The sequence below is a fragment of the Rhodococcus sp. RS1C4 genome, assembly GCF_002258225.1.
In the GTDB taxonomy this organism is placed as follows: domain Bacteria; phylum Actinomycetota; class Actinomycetes; order Mycobacteriales; family Mycobacteriaceae; genus Rhodococcoides; species Rhodococcoides fascians_E.
In genome coordinates this window covers 58881-84219 of record NZ_NOXZ01000050.1, presented here as the reverse complement: position 1 = coordinate 84219, position 25339 = coordinate 58881, and the positions used below count along the sequence as shown (strand labels likewise).

General features: G+C 66.2%; 19 protein-coding genes and 1 pseudogene. 10 read left to right on the top strand and 10 right to left on the bottom strand.

Features of this window, described 5'->3' with window-relative positions; genetic code table 11:
* Positions 1–486 precede the first annotated feature (486 nt).
* The 5 genes and pseudogenes from CH289_RS25470 to CH289_RS28830 form a co-directional block, all read right to left on the bottom strand.
* Positions 487–882 (bottom strand): hypothetical protein, encoded by a 396-nt coding sequence (locus CH289_RS25470; RefSeq protein ID WP_020112103.1) that lies wholly within the window; start codon positions 880–882, stop codon positions 487–489.
* Entirely contained in the window at positions 882–1394 is a 513-nt protein-coding gene (locus CH289_RS25465; RefSeq protein WP_019666079.1) for a hypothetical protein, read from the bottom strand. Before CH289_RS25465 ends, CH289_RS25470 begins: the two co-directional genes overlap by 1 nt.
* 284 nt (positions 1395–1678) lie before the next feature.
* On the bottom strand, positions 1679–2332 hold the full coding sequence (locus CH289_RS25460; RefSeq protein WP_255182795.1) for a hypothetical protein: 654 nt from the start codon (positions 2330–2332) through the stop codon (positions 1679–1681).
* A gap of 108 nt (positions 2333–2440) precedes the next feature.
* Positions 2441–2695, bottom strand: a pseudogene (locus CH289_RS28835) (GAF domain-containing protein); the annotation flags it as partial.
* Positions 2696–2737: 42 nt separating this feature from the next.
* A complete protein-coding gene (locus CH289_RS28830; RefSeq protein WP_019666077.1) occupies positions 2738–2866 on the bottom strand; it encodes a hypothetical protein in 129 nt (42 codons plus the stop codon).
* Between the two features lie 470 nt (positions 2867–3336).
* On the opposite strand from CH289_RS28830, the gene CH289_RS25450 reads away from it, so the two are divergent.
* The 5 genes from CH289_RS25450 to CH289_RS25430 all read left to right on the top strand — a co-directional run bounded on the left by CH289_RS25450 (position 3337) and on the right by CH289_RS25430 (position 9815).
* A complete protein-coding gene (locus CH289_RS25450; protein WP_019666076.1) occupies positions 3337–4761 on the top strand; it encodes a nitrate/nitrite transporter in 1425 nt (474 codons plus the stop codon).
* A 51-nt stretch (positions 4762–4812) separates the two neighbouring features.
* Positions 4813–7320 carry a nitrite reductase large subunit NirB gene (nirB, locus tag CH289_RS25445; protein WP_020112100.1) on the top strand — a complete coding sequence of 836 codons (2508 nt, stop codon included), beginning with the start codon at positions 4813–4815 and terminating at the stop codon, positions 7318–7320.
* A 113-nt stretch (positions 7321–7433) separates the two neighbouring features.
* A complete protein-coding gene (nirD, locus tag CH289_RS25440; RefSeq protein WP_019666074.1) occupies positions 7434–7826 on the top strand; it encodes a nitrite reductase small subunit NirD in 393 nt (130 codons plus the stop codon).
* Complete coding sequence (locus CH289_RS25435) at positions 7823–9076, top strand: uroporphyrinogen-III synthase (RefSeq protein WP_020112099.1); 1254 nt, start codon at positions 7823–7825, stop codon at positions 9074–9076. The genes nirD and CH289_RS25435 overlap by 4 nt, the downstream gene beginning before the upstream one ends.
* A gap of 1 nt (position 9077) precedes the next feature.
* Entirely contained in the window at positions 9078–9815 is a 738-nt protein-coding gene (locus tag CH289_RS25430; protein WP_080733952.1) for a sirohydrochlorin chelatase, read from the top strand.
* A gap of 1 nt (position 9816) precedes the next feature.
* On the opposite strand, the gene CH289_RS25425 is transcribed toward CH289_RS25430, so the two are convergent.
* Genes CH289_RS25425 through CH289_RS25405 form a run of 5 tightly spaced genes read right to left on the bottom strand, consistent with a single transcriptional unit; the run spans position 9817 to position 13790 of the window.
* Positions 9817–11571, bottom strand: a complete 1755-nt coding sequence (locus CH289_RS25425; RefSeq protein ID WP_094728832.1) for an NTP transferase domain-containing protein — start codon at positions 11569–11571, stop codon at positions 9817–9819.
* Positions 11568–12002: a PaaI family thioesterase gene (locus tag CH289_RS25420; RefSeq protein WP_019666070.1), complete on the bottom strand. Its 435-nt coding sequence runs from the start codon at positions 12000–12002 to the stop codon at positions 11568–11570. The genes CH289_RS25425 and CH289_RS25420 overlap by 4 nt, the downstream gene beginning before the upstream one ends.
* A gap of 11 nt (positions 12003–12013) precedes the next feature.
* Positions 12014–12319: an MGMT family protein gene (locus tag CH289_RS25415; RefSeq protein WP_019666069.1), complete on the bottom strand. Its 306-nt coding sequence runs from the start codon at positions 12317–12319 to the stop codon at positions 12014–12016.
* A complete protein-coding gene (locus CH289_RS25410; RefSeq protein WP_020112096.1) occupies positions 12320–13096 on the bottom strand; it encodes an alpha/beta fold hydrolase in 777 nt (258 codons plus the stop codon). It abuts the gene before it with no gap.
* A 7-nt stretch (positions 13097–13103) separates the two neighbouring features.
* Complete coding sequence (locus CH289_RS25405) at positions 13104–13790, bottom strand: TetR/AcrR family transcriptional regulator C-terminal domain-containing protein (protein WP_019666067.1); 687 nt, start codon at positions 13788–13790, stop codon at positions 13104–13106.
* 113 nt (positions 13791–13903) lie between these two features.
* Between CH289_RS25405 and CH289_RS25400 the strand changes: the two genes are divergently transcribed.
* From CH289_RS25400 to CH289_RS25380, 5 genes are all read left to right on the top strand, one after another.
* Entirely contained in the window at positions 13904–15634 is a 1731-nt protein-coding gene (locus tag CH289_RS25400; protein WP_230594152.1) for an ABC transporter ATP-binding protein, read from the top strand.
* A complete protein-coding gene (locus CH289_RS25395) occupies positions 15631–17466 on the top strand; it encodes an ABC transporter ATP-binding protein (RefSeq protein WP_094728830.1) in 1836 nt (611 codons plus the stop codon). Before CH289_RS25400 ends, CH289_RS25395 begins: the two co-directional genes overlap by 4 nt.
* Complete coding sequence (locus tag CH289_RS25390; protein ID WP_020112093.1) at positions 17463–18443, top strand: ABC transporter substrate-binding protein; 981 nt, start codon at positions 17463–17465, stop codon at positions 18441–18443. Before CH289_RS25395 ends, CH289_RS25390 begins: the two co-directional genes overlap by 4 nt.
* A gap of 66 nt (positions 18444–18509) precedes the next feature.
* A complete protein-coding gene (locus tag CH289_RS25385) occupies positions 18510–21872 on the top strand; it encodes an ATP-dependent helicase (RefSeq protein ID WP_094728828.1) in 3363 nt (1120 codons plus the stop codon).
* Positions 21869–25336 carry an ATP-dependent DNA helicase gene (locus CH289_RS25380; protein ID WP_256977528.1) on the top strand — a complete coding sequence of 1156 codons (3468 nt, stop codon included), beginning with the start codon at positions 21869–21871 and terminating at the stop codon, positions 25334–25336. Before CH289_RS25385 ends, CH289_RS25380 begins: the two co-directional genes overlap by 4 nt.
* Positions 25337–25339 lie beyond the last annotated feature (3 nt).

The window sequence follows — 25339 nt, the reverse complement described above, 5'->3', positions numbered from 1 at the left end:
AGTCACCCCGGCACCACAGACTTGCACAGCGTTGTAGCGGATTTGCTGTACGTATCGCTTACGACGACGGAGGCGGCAATCGTATTGTGGGAGACGCAAGCCTCTGTACACCCTCGCGTCGCAAGAAACTGTCTGCAGCATCTTCGGCAAGCAGCCCGCCAATTCCATCCGCGCTACGCCCCTCCCGACGATTTAGGGGACTCACAAGGTGACCAACTTGTACTCCGGGACAATTGCACAACCACACCGGACTGATTAAAGAATCGGATATCAAAAATCCGCAGTTGATGCATCAACGGTGGTCGTCACTTCAGCATGACGGTGCGGAAACTACCCGCAGCTATCCATTCGGTTGAATAACCGCCTCGATGGCAGGCTGGGCTGTCTCACTTTTCGGTCGGTCCGGCCGATACGCGCAGCACCGCGGCATGCGTCATGACTGCCGTACGCCGCGGTGCTGCCGGATACTGACTGTTCGTCACACCGTCAACGACTGTCCCGTCCTCGGCGAACGAGCAAGCCGAGAACCAGTGAACCGAGAACCATCCCGGTCACCGCGCTCGAACCGGACCATCGGACATCGTCGGACATGCTGAAGATCCCGGTGTACCCAACCACGAACAGGATCGCGATGGCCGCCGCTCCGCCGGCAGCCACCACGCTCGAACGTCCAGCTCCGCGGCGTATCGCCACAGCGAGCGTCGCCGCCACGATAGCGACCGCATACACAACAGCGGCAGCGCCGAACGTCGACCACCCCGCGGAAGAGACAACGACCGGAACGGCAACTGCGACAACGACAACGAGGGCGATCACTCCGAGACCGGGGCCGCCGAAGAAGTCTTTCGTGCGCCGGTCCGCTCTGAGCAGTGCGTCGTTCATCAGATGTACTCCCAAATGATCCCACCGGCGCAGCTGACTGCGCCGAGCACGCCGAGCCTACGTACCAAGAACTTCGCGGCCCGGTCCCAACTGGTCAACTCGGCTTCGATGCTGGCCCAGAAACCGGTAGCAGTCAGTGACACGCCCAAGCAGGCTGCGACGACCCGCTTGATTTCGTCGACGATCCCGGCGCGGAGCAGCGGGTTGTTCTCCAGCGCCGCTGCGGACCGTTCGTAGGTGGTGCCATCCGCGAGGTACCCCACCACGCTGCCGTCGGTGCGATACTCCAGAGCCACTGTTCCTGTGAGGATTTGCTCGTTGCCGGCGGCGGCAAGCTGGTCGTTGAAGAGCACCAACTTCTCCGCGTCGATCTGCTCGACACGATCCTGATCCACTGGCTGCTCCTGCTCCTGCGCCTCGCCAGTAGTGGGACCGGGACCGACGCTGGGCTGAGCAGACGCGGGCACGGCGAAGATCGTCAATGCGATCGCCGCGACCAAACCGGATGACACAGCAACATTTTTCACGTGCACAGCTCACTCCAATTTCTGTCTTCCCGGTTCATGGGAGGGAAGTCGATTCGGGTACGGACCGGCCAGCAAGGTCGCGCCAAGATGCTGGGCCGGGTGGAACGGCGACACGGCACGCTCACGCGAGCATGCCCATCAGCTCCCACACGGGGCTGGAAGAAGACCGTCCCGACGTGTCCCAGGATCGAACTTCACACACCGAAGCGTATTGCTGTGGAACTTACCAAACGGAGTCGGACACTGCATGGCAACGTTTGGTGTGCCGTTTACTCGACGGTCAGCACAACCAGCAAGGCGCACTGTCCCGATTCGAGGTCGAGTAGCGACGCCGACAGCTCGACGGGTTCGTATCCGCCGTCGATGGTGAGAAACCGGACTGTCAGCGCAACGCTGTGACCCGGACCGGATGTGCGCAGCTCGTCGACTGCGCGTTGCGCCGCAGGAAGGTCCGCTGGATCGATGATCGGGTTGTCCGTCGTGTTGTCGGACATCCACGCGATGCGCGGGGCCGCAGGGCCGTGCCAGTACAGCAGGTTGAGCGTATCGGGGTCGGAGATGGCTCGGTACTGCCGCGGCGGTGTCAACGCCTGCGCGATCCGATCCCCGAGTGCCGATCGTCGGGGTCTCGACTGGGGTGGAGCATGGCCGATATCGACCGAGAGCCCTCGAAGGAACCGGACTTGCGCGCCATTCTCAGTCGACGACCCGGACTTCTCAGTGACCGAGTGCACAACGAAATGCACTTGCCGATCACCGTCCGGGCGGTGTTCGACCACTGTGTACCGATCGATGCTGCGTCCGGACTTACGAGCGAGCCCGGCCAGAGCCGCGGTGTTGTGATCTCCCATGTCGAACACACGCAATGCATCCGCGATCGGACGCCGCACCGGCACACCGAGATCGGCCCAGCTCGACGACATTCCCACTGCCTCACTACGATAGGCGAATCCTTCGGCCAAATCCCATACGAAGCACCATGACGGCGAAGGAACTGCCACGAGTTCTTCCTCTGGGTGAGTGCTCACCCACACCCCGTGCACACGGCTGAGAACGCTGTCGATGACTGGCACTGCTGTGATGCGTCTCGATCGCGAAATGCTCACGCTGACTGGGTCCTTCGCGCGGACCGATGCCCGTACAACCTCCAGCATGCGGTCCTGATTTCGAGTCACCACCGACTGCAGCGGTACACCGGATCGCACTTTGTCTCCGACCATCACCACCGACATCGCCCGCAGATCGACCACATCGACAAGCAACCAACTGCTCTTCCCCGCTGTCACCGTTCAACCATCGCACACACGGCCACGATGGGGGTGCATGCGTCAGTGCACGCACTGGGCTCGGACCTCTCGGGCGACGAAGGCGACGTCGTCGACGACATGGGTGTTCAGCCACATCTTGGCCGTGAGCAGGCCGGCGTTGCCGGAAGCGCACACCGCGGAGACGTTCATGGTAGGGCCGTGACAGTGGTGTTCCTGCATGAGTTGGGAGATCGGTGTCGAGGGCATCGGTTTCAGGTAGTCCCGCACCCGCCGTCCAGCCGCGGGTGTAGGCGTCGGTGATGGCCTCATTCGCAGCGGTGCGCGGCTGAACCGGCTCGCCGATCCGTCGGCACCGGCGCCGCCGTCGGGGATTTTCGCCAATCACCGGGCCGTTCGCCACCGAACCGCGGGATGCGCGCCGAGCGGAAACAGTGCAGCGTCGGTGGTGACCGCGACGGCGTCCTCACGGCAGGCGTTCCGTGTTCGTGAGACCAAGTTAATCAAGGGGTCACCGCGCGCAGCGCCCGCGCAACATGGTTTTTCTATCTTTGGGTCTCCCACGCGATCAGGAGGCCCACGTGACCAGCATTCCCGAGGCACCACAAGCCGATGCGGCGCCCGAATCGACACCCACACCGTCGACACCCCCTCCGGGGACGGTGCCGGTGTCGATCAAGCACCGCATCAGCCACTGGAACTCCGAGGACGTCGCGGCCTGGGAGGCCGGTGGAAAGGCGATCGCGAAGCGGAATCTGATCTGGTCCGTAGTCGCCGAGCACGTCGGCTTCTCCATCTGGTCGATCTGGTCGGTCATGGTGCTGTTCATGCCTGTGTCGGTGTACGGAATCGACGCCGCAGGAAAATTCTTCCTCGTCGCCGTTCCCACGCTCGTCGGCGCTGTGCTTCGTATCCCGTACACCTTCGCGACAGCGAAGTTCGGCGGTCGGAACTGGACGATCTTCAGCGCTCTCGTACTTCTGGTCCCGACGGTGCTGACCATGTACTTCATGCTGAACCCGGCGTCGTACACGACCTACATCGTCGTCGCGGCGTTCGCGGGCCTCGGCGGCGGCAACTTCGCATCGTCGATGACCAACATCAATGCGTTCTACCCGCAGCGTGAGAAGGGCTGGGCGCTCGGCCTGAACGCCGGCGGCGGCAACATCGGCGTTCCCGTCATTCAGCTGATCGGTCTGCTCGTGATCGCGACGATCGGCAACACGGCACCGGAGATCGTCTGCGCCGTCTACCTCGTCTTCATCGCGATCGCCGCAGTCGGCGCCGCACTGTTCATGGACAACCTCGACAACCAGAAGACCAACGGGCGCTCCATGATCGACGTCCTCAGGTTCTCGGACTCGTGGTGGATCGCGTTCCTCTACATCGGCACCTTCGGTTCGTTCATCGGTTTCAGCTTCGCGTTCGGCCAGGTGTTGCAGATCAACTTCCTCGCGGGATTGACCGACGGTGCACCGGCGACGGCCGCCCAGCAGGCGCAGGCGTCACTCCACGCAGCTCAGATCGCTTTCCTCGGTCCACTTCTCGGATCCATCTCCCGCCCGTTCGGCGGCAAGCTCGCGGACAAGATCGGTGGCGGCAAGATCACGCTGTACACCTTCGTGTCGATGGTGTTCGCCACCGGCATTCTGGTGGCCGCAAGCACCTGGGACGACAACACTGCGGGGGCAGCCAGCGGCACGATGATGGCGCTGTTCGTCGTCGGATTCATCCTGCTGTTCCTGCTGTCCGGTCTCGGCAACGGCTCGGTCTACAAGATGATTCCGGCGATTTTCGCCGCCAAATCAACCGAGCTGCAGGGCATGTCGACCGAGGAACAGCAGCACTGGTCCCGCCGGATGTCCGGAGCGCTCATCGGAATCGCAGGCGCCATCGGCGCCTTGGGCGGCGTCGGCATCAACCTGGTTCTGCGCGCGTCGTACTCCGGTGAGGCGAAGTCCGCGACCACGGCCTTCTGGGTGTTCCTCGCCTTCTACGTACTGTGCTGCGCGGTGACATACGCCGTCTACCTGCGCAGACCGCGTGTAATCGCCGACGAGGCCACCCAGTCCTCGGTGGAAGTCTGACGCCCTCCCCGTCTTTCAATGCTCTGCAGTAATTCTCGGAAGGAACCCCTGATGAAGAACGCGACGAAGAACGCGGTGGTCATCGGTCACGGCATGGTCGGACATCGCTTCGTCGAGGCATTGCGGTCTCGCGACGAGGCAGCGGAATGGAAAGTCACCGTCCTCTGCGAGGAGGCGCTGCCTGCCTACGACCGCGTCGGTCTGTCGTCGTACGTCGGGGCCTGGGATCACAAGGAACTGGCGCTCGCCGGCAACGACTACCCGGGCGACGCCGCGGTGGACATGCGGCTCGGTGTCCGCGCGGACAGCGTCGACCGCGAAGGTAGGACGGTTGCGACGTCGACCGGTGAGGTGATCGGTTACGACGCACTGGTGTTCGCGACTGGCTCCTACCCGTTCGTGCCGCCCATAATCGGACACGACCTGGACAAGTGCTTCGTCTACCGCACCCTGGACGATCTGGATCGCATTCGCGCCCGCGCCGACGCGGCGGGACCGGGCGCGGTCGGCGTGGTCGTCGGCGGTGGCCTCCTGGGGCTGGAGGCAGCCAATGCGCTGAAGAAGCTCGGAATGACTCCGCACGTCATCGAGTTCGCGCCGCGGTTGATGCCGCTGCAGGTCGATGAAGGCGGCGGCGCGCTCCTGGCGCGGCTGGTGACCGACCTGGGGCTCAACGTGCACACCGGCGTCGGGACGTCGTCCATCACCGAGAACGACAGCGCCGGGCTGACGGTCGAACTGTCCGACGACAGCACCATCGACGCAGCCCTGCTGGTCTTCTCCGCGGGCGTGCGTCCACAGGATCGTCTGGCACGGGAGAGCGGCCTCGACGTCGGGGAACGTGGCGGCATCCTTGTCGACGCCGGCTGCCGCACATCCGATTCGGCAGTGTTCGCCATCGGTGAGTGCGCCGCCGTCGACGGTCGCTGCTACGGACTGGTCGCACCGGGGTACTCGACGGCGGAGGTCGTCGCGGACAGGTTGCTCGGCGGCGCTGCCGAGTTCCCGGGCGCGGACATGTCCACCAAACTCAAATTGATGGGCGTGGATGTCGCCAGTTTCGGTGACGCCATGGCCGCAACGCCGGGTGCACTCGAGGTCGTCTTCAGCGATGCACCGAAGGGGACGTACGCCAAACTTGTCGTCTCCGACGATGCGAAGACGTTGCTCGGTGGAATTCTCGTCGGCGATGCCACCGCCTACTCGCTGCTGCGTCCGCTCGTCGGTCGTGAATTGCCGGGCGATCCAGGCTCGTTGATCTCACCCGTAGCGGAAAAAGTGGGCATCGGCGCACTTCCCGACGAGGCCGAGATCTGTTCGTGCAACGGTGTCACCAAAGGTGCGATCTGCGGCGCGATCGCGGACGGGGCGTGCGATGTCGCCTCGGTCAAGAACTGCACCACCGCCGGTACCACCTGCGGAGGCTGCCTGCCGTCCATCAAGCAACTGTTGGCGGCGTCCGGTGTCGTGATGTCGAAGGCACTGTGCGAGCACTTCGGTCAATCCCGCGCGGAACTGTTCGAGATCGTCCGCGCGACGAACACGCGCACGTTCTCGTCGCTGATCGCCAAGTACGGAACGGGAAGTGGCTGCGATATCTGCAAACCTGTCGTCGCGTCGATTCTGGCGTCCACTTCCTCGGACCACATTCTCGACGGCGAACAGGCGTCTCTGCAGGACACCAACGATCACTTCCTGGCGAACATCCAGAAGAACGGAACCTACTCGGTCGTACCGCGAATGCCGGGCGGCGAGTGCACCCCGGAGCAACTCATCGTCATCGGTGAGGTCGCCCGCGACTTCGGCCTCTACACCAAGGTCACCGGTGGCCAGCGCATCGATCTGTTCGGTGCACGCGTCGAGCAGTTGCCCGCCATCTGGAAGCGACTGGTCGACGCAGGCATGGAATCCGGCCAGGCGTACGGAAAATCGCTGCGGACGGTGAAGAGCTGCGTCGGGTCGAGCTGGTGCCGATACGGTGTCCAGGATTCGGTGGGAATGGCCGTCGATCTCGAAAACCGTTACCGCGGACTGCGGTCTCCGCACAAGATCAAGTTCGGAGTGTCCGGCTGTGCACGCGAGTGCGCCGAGGCCCGCGGGAAGGATGTCGGCGTCATCGCGACCGAACACGGCTGGAACCTGTACGTCGGTGGCAACGGCGGACAGTCTCCGAAGCACGCTCAGCTGCTGGCGTCGAACCTCGACGATGCGACGCTGGTCAGTTACATCGACAGGTACCTCATGTTCTACGTGCGGACAGCGGACCGGCTCCAGCGCACCGCGCCGTGGCTCGATTCTCTCGACGGTGGTCTCGACCATCTGAAGGCCGTCGTGTGCGAGGACAGCTTGGGCATCGGCGCCGAGTTGGAGGCCGACATGGAGCGCCACGTCGCGGGCTACAAGGACGAATGGGCAGGCGTACTCGAAGACGAGGAGAAGCTCGGCCGCTTCGTGTCGTTCGTCAACGCTCCCGCGGAGTCGGACCCGACCATCTCGTTCGACGACACCGGCCGGCGCAAGGTGCCGGTGTTGATGGGCATGCCGAAGATCGGCGCCTGAGCACCTCACGCGGGTCGGTTCCCGGGTCTGCACGCATGTGCACACCCGGGTAATCGGCCCTTAACGACGAAGAAACATCGGCACAGTGCAATTGCATCAGGAGGTCCGACACCATGACTGTCATCGATTCGCTCAGTACCACCACACCGGCCGCGGGCGGCACTCATTCGGCTCGTGAGTGGACACCGGCGTGCACCGTCGATTCCCTGGTACCCGGCAGGGGAGTAGCCGTGCTGTTGCGCGGAGGTACACAGGTAGCCCTGTTCCTGCTCGAGACGGGCGAGACCTACGCCGTCGGCAACGTCGACCCGTTCGGTCGTGCGGCCGTCATGTCCAGAGGACTCGTCGGCGATCGGGCCGGGGAGGCGACCGTCGCGTCGCCGCTGCTCAAGCAGGTTTTCTCGCTGGTCGACGGACGGTGCCTCGACGACGAGAGCGTCGGCCTCGGTTCCTTCGAGACCAGGACGGACGGCGGCGTCATCCACGTGCGGGGCGAATCGACGTGACGAGTGCAGCCGAGGCGGGAACGGAGTCGTGCGCTGCGACACCGATCTCGGGGGAGCCTCTGGCCGGATTCGCCGTCGGGATCACCGCGTCACGCCGGGCCGACGAGCTCGAGACACTGCTGCAACGACGAGGTGCGACGGTCATGCACGCACCCGCGATCCGAATCATCCCGCTGGCCGACGACGCCGAGTTGGAACGCGTCACCGAGGAAATCATTGCCGACCCTCCCGAGATAACCGTCGCCACCACGGGTATCGGTTTTCGAGGATGGATCGAGGCCGCGGAGGGGTGGGGCCGAGCGGAAGCGTTGAACGAGGCCCTCGCGGCGTCGAGAGTTCTTGCTCGCGGGCCCAAGGCGAAGGGCGCCATTCGAGCCGCCGACTTGCGAGAAGAGTGGAGCCCGGCGTCCGAATCCTCGGCGGAGGTGCTCGAACACCTGCTCGCCGAGGGTGTCGAGGGCACACGGATCGCGGTTCAGCTGCACGGTGCCACGACCGAATGGGAGCCGGTGCCCGATTTCTGCGAGGCGTTGCGCAATGCCGGCGCCGAGGTCGTGCCGGTTCCGGTGTACCGGTGGACGGCTCCCGACGACAGCTCACCGATGGACCGGATGATCGAGGCCGTCGTCCTGGGGGATCTCGACGCGATCAGCTTCACGAGCGCCCCGGCGGTGGTGTCGCTGTTGATGCGGGCGGACGAGAACGGTGTTCTGGACGCGTTGCTGCATTCTTTGCGGACGCGCGTTCTCGCCGTGTGCGTCGGACCGGTCACCGCGGCGCCGTTGGAACAATCGAACGTGCCGACGACGCAACCGACGCGGGCCCGGCTGGGATCGCTCGCGCGGCACATCGCCGAGGAACTACCGAGGCGTGTCGCTCCGATGAGCGCAGGCGGTCACTCGCTGAGTGTGCGGAGTCGATGCGTCGTCGTCGACGGTGTCGTTCGGGCGGTGTCTCCGGCAGGCATGGCGATCCTGAAGACGTTGGCTGCCACACCGGGCCGCGTCGTGTCCAGGGACGATCTGCTCGGCGCTCTCCCGGGAGGCGGCGACGACACCCATGCCGTCGAGACGGCCATGACGAGACTGAGATCCTCCCTCGGTGCGCCGAAAGTGATTCAGACAGTGGTCAAGCGGGGCTATCGACTCGCGATCGATCCGGTCGACACACTCCCCGATGCACCATCCGACACCGGCGTCGCTGCCGAGAGCGTCGGTGTAGCTGCATACCAGGAAGGAAGCAAGTACTGACATGAACGGTATTCGCTCTGCCGCAACACCTTCGCTGGTGTTGGTGGCCCATGGAACTCGCAATCCACGCGGCGTCGAAATGATCGCGACACTGGCCGAGGCCGTCGGCGCCGAGGTCGGACCGACCCGGGTGGCGTTCGTCGACGTGCTGGGGCCGTCCCCTGCCGAGGTGCTGCGCGAGCTGGAGGGTCCCGCTGTGGTGGTCCCGGCGTTTCTGGCGTCCGGGTATCACGTGCACACCGATGTTCCACGTGAGGTCGCCGCGAGCGAGCATCCGTGCACGACGGTGACGCCGGCACTCGGACCGGACCGTGTGTTCGCCCGAGTGATGGTGGACCGACTGCTCGCGGCGGGCTGGCGACCGGGTGATGCCATCGTGTTCGCTGCGGCCGGGTCGTCGGATCGGCGCGCCCTCGCCGAACATCGCCGCGCTGCACTGATGGTGGCCGAACTGACCGACGTGCCGGTCCGGATCGGCTATGTCGCGACCGCCAGCCCCACCGTTCCCGACGCCGTGGCGACACTACGGTCGTACGGCCACCAGCGGGTGTTCGTGGCGTCGTATCTGTTGGCACGAGGGCTCTTTCACGACCGACTGTCCGACGCCGGGAGCGACGGCGTGGCCGATCCTCTCGGGCTGCATCAGGGCATCGTGGACCTCGTCGTCGACCGATTCCGTAGCGGCTCCGCCGAGCTTGCGGCGCGGTCGAACGACTACTCGCGCGGGTCCGTGCGGTAGTTCACCGAGGCAGGAGCACCAGTTCGACGGGTACGTCGGGGTCGTGCTCCGGCGGGATCAACGCCACGGCGTCGCTGTCGATCAGAGTGCGCAGATGGGCGGTCCCGATGCCGGGGGAGACGCGCCAGCCAGTGCCGTCCCGCACAACGGGCACGATGCGTGTCGTCGACGCCTTGTCGGTCCCGCTCACGTACCCCAGCAGCGGAGGTCGGGGAGTTCGCGCTGTGAGAGCGTCGACGACGGCGGGTCCAGTCACCATGACCGTCGCGACGGCCGCGAACGGATTACCGGGCAGTCCGAGCACCACCGTACCGTCCGGTAGCACCGCCGTGATCTGCGAACCGCCCGGACGGACGCGCGTGCGGTGCACCACGACGTCCGCGTCCGCGTCGACGAGCGCGCTGCGCAGAGAATCGGCGGCTCCGCCTCCGGTCGCACCTACGACGACGACGAGATCGGCGTCGGTGGGGTCGGCGAGGAGATCGTCGAACGCCGTGGGCGAATCGTCGAGGTGTTCCGAGTCGGTCGTGGAGATGCCGCACGCAGCGAGATAGTTCGGCAAGACCGGCCCGATGGTGTCGCGGGTCTGCCCTGGTTGTAGCTCGCCGGGTCCCCGAATCTCGTTCCCGCTGAGAATTATTCGTGCTCGGACCGGTCCGCGTACTGCGATGTCCTCGATCTCGGCGCCGAGGGCGACGGACACGAGGGCGGCCCCGATGTCGGTTCCCGCCGGGGCGAGTACCGTTCCGGCGATCCAATCCTCGCCCGCACGCCGAGTGTCGTCGCGCACGGGTGCACCCTCGGCTCGATTCAAGTCGTCACCGGACACTCGCACGTCTTCGTCCCGTACCACCGAGTCCGCTCCCGCGGGAACGAGGGCACCGGTGGCGATGCGCATGGCTTCCCCGCGCCCCAGCGGCCGGTGGCCCGATGTGCCTGCGAATGCGATCTCGCTGCGAATCGTCCACGGCCCCGTCCCGCACACCGCGTATCCGTCCATCGCCGAGATGTCGACCGGCGGCAGAGGGGCCGACGCGATCACGGGCTCGCTCGAGGTCGCACCGAGAGCGTCACGGGTGGCCGTACGTCGGGTCGGAATGGGGCGCAGCCTGTTTCGGATCGTCTCGCGTGCCTCGTCGACGGTCGGTACGGGTCGAGCCGGCAAGTACTCGGCGAGGTGTCGCCGCGCCAGACTCAGATGCTCGGGAGTGTCGCAGTCGTCGACGCCGTCGATGCGGATCACGCGGTGATCCTGCGGAATCAACGCACGCATCGGCAGATCCCGCGTGTCCGGGAGATCGTCGATGCTGCGCCTGAGGGCTGCGGTGTTCCAGACACCGAAGAGGTACTGCGTGCGTCCGTCGCCGTCCGCCGCGAAGGTGGCGGCAGCAGCGTCCGACTCCGCCACAAGGCGATCGATCGCCGCGGCGTCGACGAACGGGAGATCCGCGGCCAGTATCAGAAGTGCGTTCGCGACACCGGTACCGACGCTGCGATCGCGGAGGGCGTCCAACCCCGCTGCGATCGCCGCGACCGGCCCGGACCCGGCGGGATTCTCGCGGGTTTGCACGATGTGCGGCGCCAACTCCGGTCGATGCGGTCCGACGACGACGACGGTGTCTGCTACCGCGGCCGCGTCGATCATTCTCTGCAGCATGCTGATTCGGCCGACGGTCAGGCCTGGTTTGTCGACGCCGTGCATCCTGCGTGCGGCGCCTCCCGCAAGGATGACCGCGTCGACACCGCTGATGCTCATGTCGGGAGCGGCACGTTCTGCAGCCGAACCTGCCCCCGGGCAATGGCCTTTCCGCTGTCCGTGGCGGTGATCGTGACCAGCCACAGTTGCTGAATTCGGCCTTGCTGCAGCGGCTCTGCGACGACGTCCACTCTGCCGCCCTTACTGGCGCGAAGGAAATCGGTACCGTTGTGCACACCGACGGCGAACTCGCCTCGATCCTTCACCGCTTCGCTCGCGCCGATGCTCGCAGCGGATTCGACTGCCGCGGTGTAGACCCCACCGTGCACGACGCCCCACGGAGTGTGATGGTCCTCCGACAGCTCGATGTGGCCGACCACCCGAGTTCCGGAGACCTCGTCGACGACCAGTCCGGCTGCCGCGACGAACGGGCTCGCCTTACCGAGTGCGTACTTGGCAGTCGGGCGAGGATCGAACGGTCCGAGGTTCATGCTTTCCGAGGTTAGTCGGCGCCGAACGCGAATCGAATTTCCCCCAGGCGCACCCGCCCGTCGACGGCGAGGACGCCTTCGCTCCGCAGGTTCTCCAACTGACGAGTCGCGAGGTGAGCTGCCGGTCTGCCGCTCACCGGCAGCACCCGATGCCACGGCAGGTCCGCAGAGTCGGTGCGCATGATCCACGCCACGATGCGCGGACTCGACAGGCCCGCTGCGGCAGCGATGTCCCCGTAGGTACTGACGCGTCCAGCAGGAATCGACGCGACGAGTTCGCGGACCCGTTCGACCTGCTCGTCGGTGATCGCTGCCATCTACAGGAGTCGACGCACCAGCTCGGCGACCTCTGCGGGCTTGGCCTGAGCCACCATGTGGTCGCAGTCGAACTCGACGACGGTCAGGTTGTCCCCGAGTCGATCGGACAACGCGGCCTTGAACTTGTCTCCGACGTACGGAGGTTGCACGCGCATCGCCTGCACCAGAATCGTCGGCACATCGGCAGGAGGAACCACGAGCGGCCGGGCGAGTTCACCCCACGACGAGACGATCGCCGGGGTCGAGATCCGCCAGGCGACACGCCCCTCGTCGGCGTCGACGAGGTGGTCCTCCACCTCCTGATCGAGCAAAGCCGGATCGACGTCGGCCCACGCGCCGTTCAGTTTCTCCGACTTGGCTTCCTCGGCGTCGGTGTAATCGGGGAACTTGGCCGTGAGCCCAGCCACTTCGAGGAGGTCGGACGGGTCCAGCTCGATCGCCGGATCGAGCAACAGCAACCCGCGCACCTTCTCGGGACGGGACTTCGCGAGGTGTACGGCAAGCGCACCACCGTAGGAGTGACCGACGACCACCACCGGGCCCCGAGCATGCGCGTCGAGCAGCTCGCTCAAGCCGTCGACCTGAACGTCGATGTCCCACGGCGGCGTCCACGGAGACCGGCCGTGGCCGACGAGATCGGGAGCCAGCACGCGAACATCGGCGAGATGCTGGTGGGCCAGGTGCGCCCAGCGTGCGCCGTGTCCCGTCATTCCGTGAACAGCGAGAACTTCGGGTCCGTCGGCGGGACCGTACGTGTAAGAGTTCAACTTCGGCACGGCTCAACTATGCCGTACCCGGTATTCTGCTGCTCGCTTCGACGGCTTCACTCGAGCTGCGGACGGCGCGGTGCAGGCGAGCACGGTGAGCTTCGATGCCGTCGAGAACGCAGTCCAGTGCGTACCTGAAGTGCTCCTCGGCACCGTTGTCCGCCGCGAAACGTTCCATCATGTCGGCCACCGCGCCCAGTCCGCGACCTCGTTCGTCCGCGGGCGGCAGGTTGCCGAGCATCGCACGATGATCGGGACCGGACATCATCCGGGCGTCCGCCAGTGCCACGTGCGAGACGCACATCGTGAACGCGACCGTGTACGCGGGCGCCGCAGCGTCGCCGAATCCGGCATCGATCAGCTTCGACACCGCAGCCTCCAGTATCGGTGCGATCGCCGGGGTCACCGGCCCGTGCAACAGGCTCCACTGCGCCACTCCAGGATGTCGCGCGAAGGCGTGACGCACGTTAAGCAGGAGCTCGGTGAGCCACGGCCGCCACGAAAGTTCCTCCGGTGGAACGGATACGGACGACGAGACACGGTCGACGACAGCCGCGCACAGCGCGGCCCTGTCTCCCGCGTGGTGGGCGATCACCGACAGTGACGTGTCCAGCGCTGTCGCCAGCTGCCTGCTCGTCCAGCCGTCGAGGCCGTGGACTCGCGTCAGAGCCACCGCTTCGCCGACGATCAGCTCCGCTGTCATCCCGGTTCGATAGGTGCGTTTGTTCTGCGAACGAGAGCCTTTACGTTCCGTTCCCGGCACTGGTACCTTTCCCTTCAGAATTAGATCAGTGATCCAATAGTAGACGGGTGCGCATGAATCCCCCCTCTGTTTCGCTTCTCGATTTTCTGCGGCCGGTCCGCGGTCGATTGGTCGCGGGCGCCGTACTGGCCGCACTCTCCGGCGCAGCCGCAGTGGTGCCCTTCGTTGCAGTCGCCGAGGCCGGCAGGTCACTGCTCGGCGCAGACCCCGACGCCGTGTGGTGGTGGACCCTCGTCGGCATCGGTGGTGCGGTAGCTCGAATCCTCCTCTACGGCGTCGCCACGGTGCTGTGTCACTACGCCGACGCGGATTTTCGGGCCATCACCCGTCGATCCATCGTCGAGGTACTCGCCGCTGCACCGCTCGGCTGGTTCGGCGACGCCGGGTCGTCCGAGGTGGACAAGGCAGTCTCCGACGACGTCAAGCGTATGCACGTCATCGTCGCTCACTCGGTCGCCGAGCTCGCGGGAACCGTCGTCACCCCCGTCGTCGCGTCGATCTACCTGTTTCTCGTCGACTGGCGAATGGCTGCTCTCGTCGTCGGATTCGTCGTGATCGCGTTCATTCTGGTCAGCCCGCCCATGCGCACGACATTTCGGAAGTACATGGGCGCCTACAACACTGCACTTGCCGACGCCGCCCGATCCACCGTGGAACTGGTCGACGGTATCGAGGTCGTCAAAGCGTACGGACGCGGAACAGAGGTGTTCTCGCGTTTCACGTCATCGGTCGATCGGTTGACCGACATCTGCCGGACGTGGATGAAGGGCACCGGTGGCCCGGTGACCGTGCTCACGGTGCTGTATTCGCCCGCTGTCCTGATCGTGTGGATTCTCGCCACCGGATCGGTGCTCGTCGCCTCGGACTCGCTCGAGCCGGTGGATCTGTTGCCGTTCCTCGCGGTGGGAGTGGGTCTGCCGGGGCCGTTCATGAACCTGACTCAGATCGCAGGGTCGATCAGCAGCGCGAGTGTCGCCGCGGCTCACGTCGGGACAGTCCTGGCCACACCGCCGCTGCCGCCGTCCGAACACCCGGCGTCACCCGTCGGGTCCTCGGTGGAATTCAGCGACGTGGTGTTCGCGTACGGGGACGGCCCCGACGCGCACGTGGCACTCCGCGCAGTGAACCTGGTGATGGAACCAGGTACCGTTACCGCGCTCGTCGGTCCGTCGGGGTCGGGGAAAACCACCGTGGCGCGGCTGGTCCCGAGGTTCTGGGACGTGTCCGGCGGAGCCGTCCGGATCGGGGGTGTCGATGTCCGGGACATCGATCAGGCACAACTCCTGTCCGACGTCGCTGTCGTCTTCCAGGACGCGCAGGTGCTCCGCGACACGGTGCGCGAGAACATTCGGCTTGCCCGTCCGGAGGCCGGTGACGATGCCGTCGAGGCTGCCGCACGTGCGGCCTACATCCACGACCGCATCACCGAACTGCCCGACGGCTACGACACCGTTCTCGGCTCGAGCGGGTCCGGGCTGTCCGGCGGTGAGCTGCAACGCATCACGATCGCCCGAGCTGTGTTGCAGGACGCGAAGATCCTGGTTCTCGACGAGGCGACCGCACATGCCGATCCTCACAGCGAAGCCAGAATTCAACGCGCATTGTCGACCCTGGTCGCCGGACGGACCGTGCTGGTGATCGCTCATCGACTCGAGACGATTCGCGACGCGGATTCGATCGTCGTACTGGAAGGCGGACGTGTAGTGGAACAAGGCACGCACGACGAGCTCGACGCTCTCGGCGGGCGCTACCGCCAGATGCGTGTTGCAGCAGGCGCACGATGATCGGCCGCACGGATGCGTTGCTGGACAGGCCGAGCGGGCTGCGTGGCCTGGTCGTCGGATACTCGATCGTCGGTGTCACCCAGGGGCTGGTGTTCGGCGCCCTCGTACCGATTCTCCGATCCCTGTTCGACGGGAAGGTCCCGGTCGGGTGGATCGTGATCGCCGCTGTCGGTGCCGCGGCGTCGGGGGCGGCACTGATCGTGACATCCAACGTGGGGTTCTACGTCGGTATCGACGCGATGACCGATGCGCTGATGAGAAAGATCGGAGCGCACGTGACCACTCTGCCGCTCGGATGGTTCACCGGTCCGCGTGCCGGGCAGGTCTCGGCGATCATGTCCACGTCTCTGCAGAACTTGATGAGCGTGCCGTCGGTGTTCATGCAGCAACTGACCGTGGCGGTCACGACGCCTGCCACCGTGGTGATCGTCACCGCATTCGTCGACTGGCGGGTCGCGGCCGTGATGATCCTCCCGATACCGTTGCTGTACTTCTTCTTCCGTCGCATCAAGACCATCGTCGGCCCCGAACACGATCGCGAGGAGCGCATCCACACCGAGGTCTCCGAGCGTGTTCTCGAGTTCGCACGCCTGCAACCGGTGCTGCGAGCGTCGGGAAGGCTCACCGACGGCTGGGACGAGCTGAACCGGACCATCGACGCCTCGAGGGTGTCGACTCGGGCAAGTCTGGACCGGCAGAACGCTCCTCTCGCGAGGTTCGTCGCAACAGTGGGACTCACCTTGGTGCTCGTGCTCGTCGTGACGACCTACCTTGCGCTCGGCGGCGAGCTGCAGACCGCCGACGCGGTCGTCGTCATGCTTCTTGCCGTGAGGTTCGTCGAACCGCTGTCGCTGCTCGGCGCGTACGCATCGGGTCTGAGGCTCGCCGACACTGCCCTCGACAGTGTCACGGCCGTCCTCGACGCCGAGCCACTTCCCGAGCCTGCCTATCCGAAGGAGCCGAGTCCGGTCTCTGTCGGTGACTCCGCGGGTTCTGCGGTTGGCGTTTCGGTCGAATTCGACAGCGTCACATTCGGATACGACGAGCGCCCAGTGTTGCGTGAGGTCAGCTTTCGCTGCGAACCAGGCACGGTGACGGCGCTGGTCGGCCCGTCCGGTTCCGGAAAATCGACGCTCACCCGGCTGGTTGCGCGGTTCTGGGACACCGACGACGGCGCCGTCCGTATCGGCGGTGTCGACGTGCGAGACATGGCGTCGTCGTCGCTTGCGAGCATGATCGCAATGGTGTTCCAGAACGTGTATCTGTTCGACGCCACGATCCTCGAGAACGTGCGCCTGGGCAACCCGACCGCATCCGACGCGGAGATCCACGCTGCGGCCCGCGCGGCTCGGCTCGATTCGGTCGTCGCCGAATTGCCGGAAGGATGGAACACACGAGTAGGCGAAGGCGGCGCGTTGCTCTCCGGCGGTCAGCGGCAGCGCGTGTCCATAGCCCGTGCGCTGGTGAGAAACGCGCCCATCGTCCTCCTGGACGAAGCAACGGCCGCGCTCGACGCGGAGAACGAGGCAGCCGTGGGCGCAGCGATCCGAGAACTGTCGACGGGACGGACTGTCATCGTCATCGCGCACCGGCTCGAGACCGTCCGCGGTGCAGACCGAATCGTGGTACTCGGTGATGGAACGGTAGAGGACATCGGCACACACGACGAGCTCATCGGACGAGACGGCTTGTACTCCAGCTTCTTCCGCGATCGCACCGATGCGGCCGGATGGACCCTGAACAACAAGAAATCACAGAACGAGAAACCACGGAACGAGGAAGTGACAGTGACACAGCAGAAGCTCGGGATCGAGCAGGAGAACAACGGGTGAAGGTCTTTGCCGCACTCACCGCCGCGGTGATCGGAACTCTGTTCGTCGCAGGGTGTTCGTCGACCACCGACATCTCCGGCCAGGAGTCGACGCGAACTGTCGACCACTCCTACGGGACCACCGAAGTGCCCGTGCATCCGCAGCGCATCGTCGCGACCGACGAGTACGCGGCGATGAGTTTGCTGGCCGTGGGGGTGGTGCCTGCCGTCGTGTTCACCGGGTTCGGTTCCCCCATCGGCGATCGGCTGAGTGCGCAGGCGGGTTCGGAGGTCATCGAGGTACCCCCGACGGGCGCGCCTCCCACCGAGGACGTGCTTGCGCAGAATCCGGACCTCGTGGTCTCGAGTGACTACGGCGACGACACCCTGTACCGCGCGATCTCCGAGACCGTCCCGACAGTCCCGATGCCGTACGCGACGCCATGGCGGGAGTCGCTGGCGTTCACGGCCGGCGTGTTCGACCGTGACGACGACGCGGCGCGCCTCGAATCGGTTCTGGATTCCGACATCGACGCTCTGCGCAGTGATGTGGCTGCCCATCCGGTGTCGCTGTCGGTTCTGATGAACAGCTCCGACATCCTGGCCGTCGCGGCTCCCACGGCTCCGTCGTCGATTCTCGCTGCCGAGGTGGGTATCAGTGCACCACCGATGCAAGCAGACCCGTCGACCGGCGGAACGGGAGGCCCGTGGACGGCCCTGTCGCCCGAAGTGCTGCCGAGCCAGAACGCCGATATCGTGGCCGTGTTCGACGAGGGGGTCTACTCGGCGGAGAATGTCCGGCGGACACCGGGTTTCGCCGAGGCAACAGGGGACCGAGCCGTCGAGGTCAACGGTGACATGTGGTTCGCGGGTCACCCGTTCGCCGTGTACTGGTTGGTGCGCGATCTCCGCGCCCTGATCGACGGGAACGTCGGCGACGTCGGAAGCGAGGCGACGGCGCAGAGCCGCTACGACGACTTCGTCGCCGCCTCGAGGTGACCGCGGGTCCCGGCGAGCACTTCGGGGCGGGGACGACATGTCGGTGGCCCATGATCCAATCGAGCAATGAGTTCGGACAGTCGGAGCGGTACCCACCACGGGGGTAGGCACGCCGCTGCGGCCACCCTCGTGCGGGCACCGAAGGTCGCCGTACCGCCCCGGACGTGGACGGGTTCTGCGGCGCACATGCTCGCCGGGAGGACCGACGCCGTGTCCGCCGCGGTGGACGGCGCACCCGCCTGGCAGCCGTGGCAGGTGATCGGAGGTCCGGGTACTGGTAAGTCCTCCCTGGTCGCGGACTATGCGGTCTCGCGGATCGTCGCCGGTGACCCGGAAGCGGTCCTCGTACTGACTCAGTCGAAGCGCGCGGCCACCGCGATGCGTCAGCAGATCACCGGGGGATTGTTCGCCGGTGAGCATGCCGTGCGCGCAACACGGGAGCCCCTGGTACGAACGGTACATTCCTACGCCTTCGCTGTGCTGCGCCTGCAGGCGGCCATTCACGGCAACCCGCCCCCTCGGCTGCTCACCGGCGCCGAACAGGACGCCGTCGTCCGCGAGATGCTGCGCGGCGACCTCGAGGACGGAGCCCAGGACTGGCCGGACCGATTGCGTCCCGCGCTCGGCATGGCGGGGTTCGTCACCGCGGTACGCGACCTCATGCTGCGTTCGGCAGAACGCGGGATCGGTCCGGAGGATCTGGTGAAACTGGGTCGTAAGCACGCGCGTCCGGAGTGGATGGCCGTCGGAAAGTTCGCCGCGCGGTACGAGCAAGCGATGCTGCTGCGCGGAGCCGTCGGAGTCGAGGCGGCAGGCGCGTCGGCACCCGGGCTGGACGCTGCCGAACTCATCGGCAGTGCACTGATGGCGTTCGCCACCGACCCCGATCTTCTTCATTCCGAGCGCGCCCGCATCAGACACCTCGTCGTCGACGATGCGCAGCATCTGGATCCGCAAGCCGCACAGCTGGTTCGGTTGATCGGTAGCCGCACGGAATCGACGGTGATCGCCGGAGACCCGGATCAATCGGTGTTCACCTTCCGCGGCGCCGACCCGTCCTTTCTGGCCGACCTCGTCGACTCCGGGTCCGAGCGACACGTGATGCTCGACCGAAATTTCCGCAGCGCACCCGCTGTCGCTGCTGTCACCGCGAGGATCAGCGGGCGTCTACCCGGCCTCGGTCGGCACCGCGCCCCGGAGGCAGTGGCGTCCGCGCAGTACGGCGACGCCCGAGTGCTCGTGCAGGTGCTGTCGTCGGCCGCGAAGGAAGCGGCGCTGATCGCGGACACGATGCGGCGCGCGCACCTCGTCGACGGCATGCCGTGGTCCGCGATGGCCGTGGTCGTACGGTCCGTTCCCCGCGTCATCGCGCCGCTGCGCCGAGCCTTGCAGGCGGCGGGGGTCCCGATCCTGACGCCGGCGTCGGAACTTCCGCTGCATCGTCAGCACGGCGCCGTCGGTCTACTGCTCGTGGTGCGGGCCCTGGTGGACCCGACCTTCGACGGTGAGGACGCGCTCGCTCTGCTGTCGGGTCCGGTCGGCGGCGCGGATCCGGTGGCACTTCGACGCCTCCGCCGCGGTGTCCGGCGTGTGGAGCTGGCTTCGGGAGGGGAGCGGGATTCGGCAGAGCTGCTGCGGCAGGCCATCACCGGAGTTCGATCGCACTCCGGTAGCGACACCGCCCCCGAGACGGACCGTTCTCGGTGGATGGCCCAGTTGTCCGACGTGGAGGCGGCTCCGCTGCGCCGCGTGCTCGGTGTGGTGCGCAAGGCCAACGCCGTCGCACGCCGCGGACGTGGAGTCGAGGACGTGCTGTGGGCTGCGTGGCAGGCCTCCGGGCTCGAGCGGCGGTGGTCGGCGGCGTCGGCTCGTGGAGGATCGGCCGGTGCTCAGGCGGACCGTGATCTCGATGCCGTCGTCGCCCTGTTCGACAGCGCAGCCGCATACGTCGATCGTCTGCCGCAGGCGCGGCTCGCCGGGTTCGTCGAATACATTTCGCAACAACAGATTCCGACGTCGAATGGCATGGCCGGTGCTGTCCCCAAGGATGCCGTGACCGTACTGAGCGCACACTCGGCAGCGGGCCGGGAGTGGGATCTCGTGGCTGTAGCCGGTGTGCAGGAGGGCTTGTGGCCAGGTCTCCGGGCTCGCGGCAGCTTGTTGGGAACGGAATCCCTCGTCGATCTCGCGTCCGGAGTCGCCGACGACGTGACGTCGGACGGAACGTTGTCCAAGACGGCGCCTCTGCTCGCGGACGAGAGACGGTTGTTTCTGGTCGCATGCAGTCGAGCGCGGTCGACTCTGCTGGTCACTGCAGTGGACTCCTCGACGGGTGACACCGATCTGGTTCGGTCGCGCTTTCTCGACGAACTTCGAGGTAACGAGGATGCGTACGAGCTGGAGCAGGTTCCCGAGGTGCCGCAGCCTGCGGCACGACTACTCGCTCTGCCCATGTTGGTCGGCGAGCTCCGCAGAGTCGTGTGCGACGCCGATGTCGCCGAACACGACCCGCAGAAGCACGCCCGCGCCGCGCGGCAACTGGCCAGGCTGGCCGACGCTGGGGTGAAGGGCGCACACCCACGCGAGTGGTTCGGAGTTGCGGGTACCAGTACCGACGCTCCGCTGTGGACACTCGGTGACGGCCCGGTACCGCTGTCGCCGTCCACCGTGGAGCAGCTCACCACATGCCCGCTCCGGTGGATGCTGGACCGCCACGGCGGCAACGACGGCGCCAACACCCACGCGGTGACGGGAACTCTCGTGCACACTCTCGTTCAGGCGGTTGCCGGAAAAATGCCTCCGGAGCAGGTCCGGCGTGCTCTCGAAACTGCCTGGGACGCGGTGGATCTCGGCTCGCAGTGGTTCTCGCGTCACGAGTTGGATCGCACCGGAGCGATGCTGGACACCTTCGAGAGATGGCTCAGTGGAACCCGAGGTGAGCTCACCGAAGCAGGGGTGGAGGTAGCAGTCGACGGTGTGCTCCCGGCGCGGACCGACGACGAACCGTCCGTAGCGCTCCGTGGACGAATCGACAGGCTCGAGCACGACCCGGACGGTCGGCCGGTGATCATCGACGTCAAGACGGCCAAGACGGTCATGTCCAAGGAGGACGCTCGCTCCCACAATCAGTTGGCCACCTACCAGGTGGCGGCCGCGGCCGGCGCCATCGAAGGAGAGCCGGCGGGCGAGCCGGGCGGAGCACGGTTGGTCTTCGTCGCCAAGCCCCACAAACAGGACGGTGCGACGCAGCGTATCCAGGAAGCGCCGACGCCGGAGAAGTTGGCCGAGTGGCGCGACACGGTTCACGCCGCGGCGTCGGCGACGCAAGGCCCGTATTTCGAGGCATTCGTGAACGACGGGTGCAGGCATTGCCCGGTGAAGTCCAGTTGCCCGGCGCAGGAAACCGGAAGGCAGGTCACCGAAAGTTGAGTACGGTCACCAAAATCGGCACACGGCTCGAACGTTCCGTTCGCGACGCACGGATCGATCCGATCGAGTTGTCTGGGGCGCTGGGGCAGAAGCATCCGCCGACAGCAGAACAGGCGGCAGTGATCTCGGCCCCGCTCGGGCCGACGCTCGTCGTCGCAGGAGCGGGAGCGGGCAAGACCGAGACCATGGCTGCGCGCGTCGTCTGGATGGTCGCCAACGAATTCGTCGACCCCGACGCCGTGCTCGGCCTCACGTTCACACGAAAGGCCGCGCAGCAGCTCACTTCGCGAATCCGGGCCCGCCTCGCGCGGCTCGCCGGTTCCGACATCGTTCGAGAACTCGATCCCAGTCTCGCTCTGCGAGAACGAATTCTGAGCGGTGAGCCGGAAGTGAGTACGTACCACTCGTACGCGGGGCGGCTGTTGACCGAGCACGGACTGTTGCTCCCGATCGAGCCCTCGGCCACACTCCTGTCGGAGACCGAACTGTGGCAGTTGGCGCATCGGGTGGTGAGCACGTGGGACGGCGACCTGGACACCGAACGCAACCCCACGTCGATCACCGAGGCGGTTCTTGCGCTGTCGGGTCAGCTCGCCGAGCATCTGGTCGCGCCCGACGCCCTCCGCGGCGCGCACCTGGAGCTCGATCGACTGGTCCACACCCTCGGCCCCGGTCCCAAGCAACGAGGCGGTCCGGCGAAGGCCCTGCTGGACATCGTCGATGCGCAGCACGCACGTGTTGCGTTGTTGCCACTGGTCGAGCGGCTCGCCGAGACACTGCGTCGCGAGGGTGCGCTCGACTTCGGCAGTCAGATGTCGCTCGCGGCACGGGTCGCGGCCGAACACCAGGACGTGGGCAGGTCCGAACGGAGCAGGTTCCGGCTGGTACTACTCGACGAGTATCAGGACACAGGCCATGCACAGCGAGTCCTGTTGTCCTCGTTGTTCGGTCGAGGATCCGACGCCACTCTCGCATTGACTGCGGTCGGTGATCCGATGCAGTCGATCTACGGATGGCGAGGTGCCTCGGCGGCCAATCTCCCGCGGTTCGCAACCGATTTCCCGCAGTCGAGCGGCGCACCCGCACCCAGGCTCGAACTGCTGACCAGCTGGCGCAATCCTGCCGAAGCGCTCGAACTCGCGAATCGGATCACGACGCCGCTCCGTGAGGGGGCTGGGAGCGGAGCCGGCGGGAGCGACCCGGGGGCTGGGAGCGGAGCCGGCAGGAGCGACCGGGGGACTGGTGTGTCGGTGCCGACGCTTCGGCCGCGGCCGGGGGTGGAGCCCGGTGACGTGAGGATTGCGTTGTCGGCGACGGTGCTCGACGAGCGCGAGTGGGTCGCGGACAGCATCGCCGGGGAGTATCGATCGGCGCTCGCCGAGGATCGGTTACCCCCGACGGCGGCGGTGTTGGTGCGTAGGAACGCCGACGCCGAACCGATAGCCGATGCACTACGCGCCCGGGGTCTTCCGGTCGAGGTGGTCGGACTCGGCGGCTTGCTGCACGTCCCGGAGGTCGCCGACGTCATCGCGATGCTCCGACTGGTCGCGGACCCGATGGCGGGAAGTGCGGCCATGCGTGTCCTCACCGGTTCGCGTTGGCAGATCGGTGCCGCCGACCTTCGTGCTCTGTCGCGGCGAATGCGGGAACTGGGAATTCGCTCCGGCCACGGAACACCGGGCCGAGTCGACGATGTGGCGGCGCTCGATGCCGCGCTCGAAAGTTCGCTCCCGGGTGAGCATTCGGAGGACGCCGGACTGGCGGACGCGATCGCCGATCCCGGTCCGGAGGAGCGCTATTCGGAGAGCGGATTCGCGAGGATCTCCGCGCTCGCCGCCGAGGTGCATGCGCTACGGGATCGAATCGGTCAGCCTCTGACGGAGCTCGTGGCCGACATCGAGCGGTCGATGGGCATCGGAATCGAAGCCCAGGCTCGTACGCCGATGTCCGCCGTCGGAGTGGTCGGCCGCGAGCACCTCGACGAATTCGCGGTTGTCGTGGCCGATTACGCCGACAATCCCAGCTCGACGGTCACCGGTTTCCTTGCCTTCCTCGCCGCCGCGGAGACCGTCGAGGACGGACTTGCACCAGGGGAGATCGAGGTGGCGCCGCACCGAGTGCAGGTACTCACCGTGCATTCGGCGAAGGGCCTCGAATGGGAGGTCGTCGCTGTCCCTCACGTGTCCAGGGGTGTTTTTCCGTCGTCGACGGCTGCATCGACCTGGCTCGGCGCGATGGCGGAGCTTCCGCCGACACTGCGCGGAGACAGATCGGTCGCCGACGACAGCGGTCGGATGTCCGAGGGCGTCCCCGTTCTGGAACTCGACGACGTGCACAACCGTAAGGACCTCGCCGACGCCATCGACCGGCACAAGGACGCGCTGGCACGTCGCCGGTCGGCCGAGGACCGCCGCCTGTTCTACGTAGCGCTCACCAGGACGGAACGGGTCCTGTTCGTCTCGGGTCACCACTGGGACGAGACGAGCAGCAAACCGCGCGGACCGTCCGACTTCCTCAGTGAGGTGCGGGCCGTCCTCGACGACGGCTCCGATCGCGGCCGCCCTGTCGGCGTCGTCGATCATTGGGACGCCGCGCCCGAGGACGGATTGGAGAATCCGCTTGCGGCCCAGCCTCATTCTGCCCTGTGGCCGCGAGATCCGCTGGGACTGCGCCGCGACGCCGTGGAGCGTGGAGTGAGGGCGGTCCTGAGCGTGGACACGTCGCAGCCTTCCGGGCACGACGACGAATCCGATCCGGAGAACTGGGCTGCCGACGTCGATGCTTTGCTCGCCGAACGAGAGGAGCGTATGCACACCAGGGTGGATGTGGAGTTGCCGCACAACCTCTCGGTGAGTCAGCTCGTCGATCTCGCCGCGGATCCCGACGCGTTGGCGTCGCGACTTCGTCGACCGTTGCCGTTTCCTCCCAACCCTCTGGCGCGTCGAGGCACAGCGTTCCACGCCTGGATCGAGCGACGCTTCGGGGCGACGAGGTTGTTGGATCTCGACGAGCTACCGGGTTCGGCGGACACGGGTGCCTCCGCCGATGTCGATCTCGAGACGCTGCAGCAGGCCTTCCTCGACTCCGACTGGTCGCTTCGTAGTCCGATCGAGGTCGAGGTTCCGTTCGAGACGTCCGTTGCCGGGACGGTACTTCGGGGCCGGATCGATGCGGTGTTCGCCGATTCGGACGGTGGATGGACCGTCATCGACTGGAAGACGGGTCAGGAGCCGACTGTCGCCGAGGAGAAGTCGGTGGTCATGCAGCTCGCTGCGTATCGCATCGCGTGGGCCGAACTGATGTCCGCGTCGACTGCGGAGCCCGTTCCTCTGGATCGTGTGCGTGCAGCGTTCCATTACGTGCGCAGCGGCCGGACCATCGCTCCGAACGACCTGCCCGACGCCGGGCAACTCGCGACCCTCATCGACGGCACCCGGGACATCGAGTTCGGCGAGAGATCGTGAGCG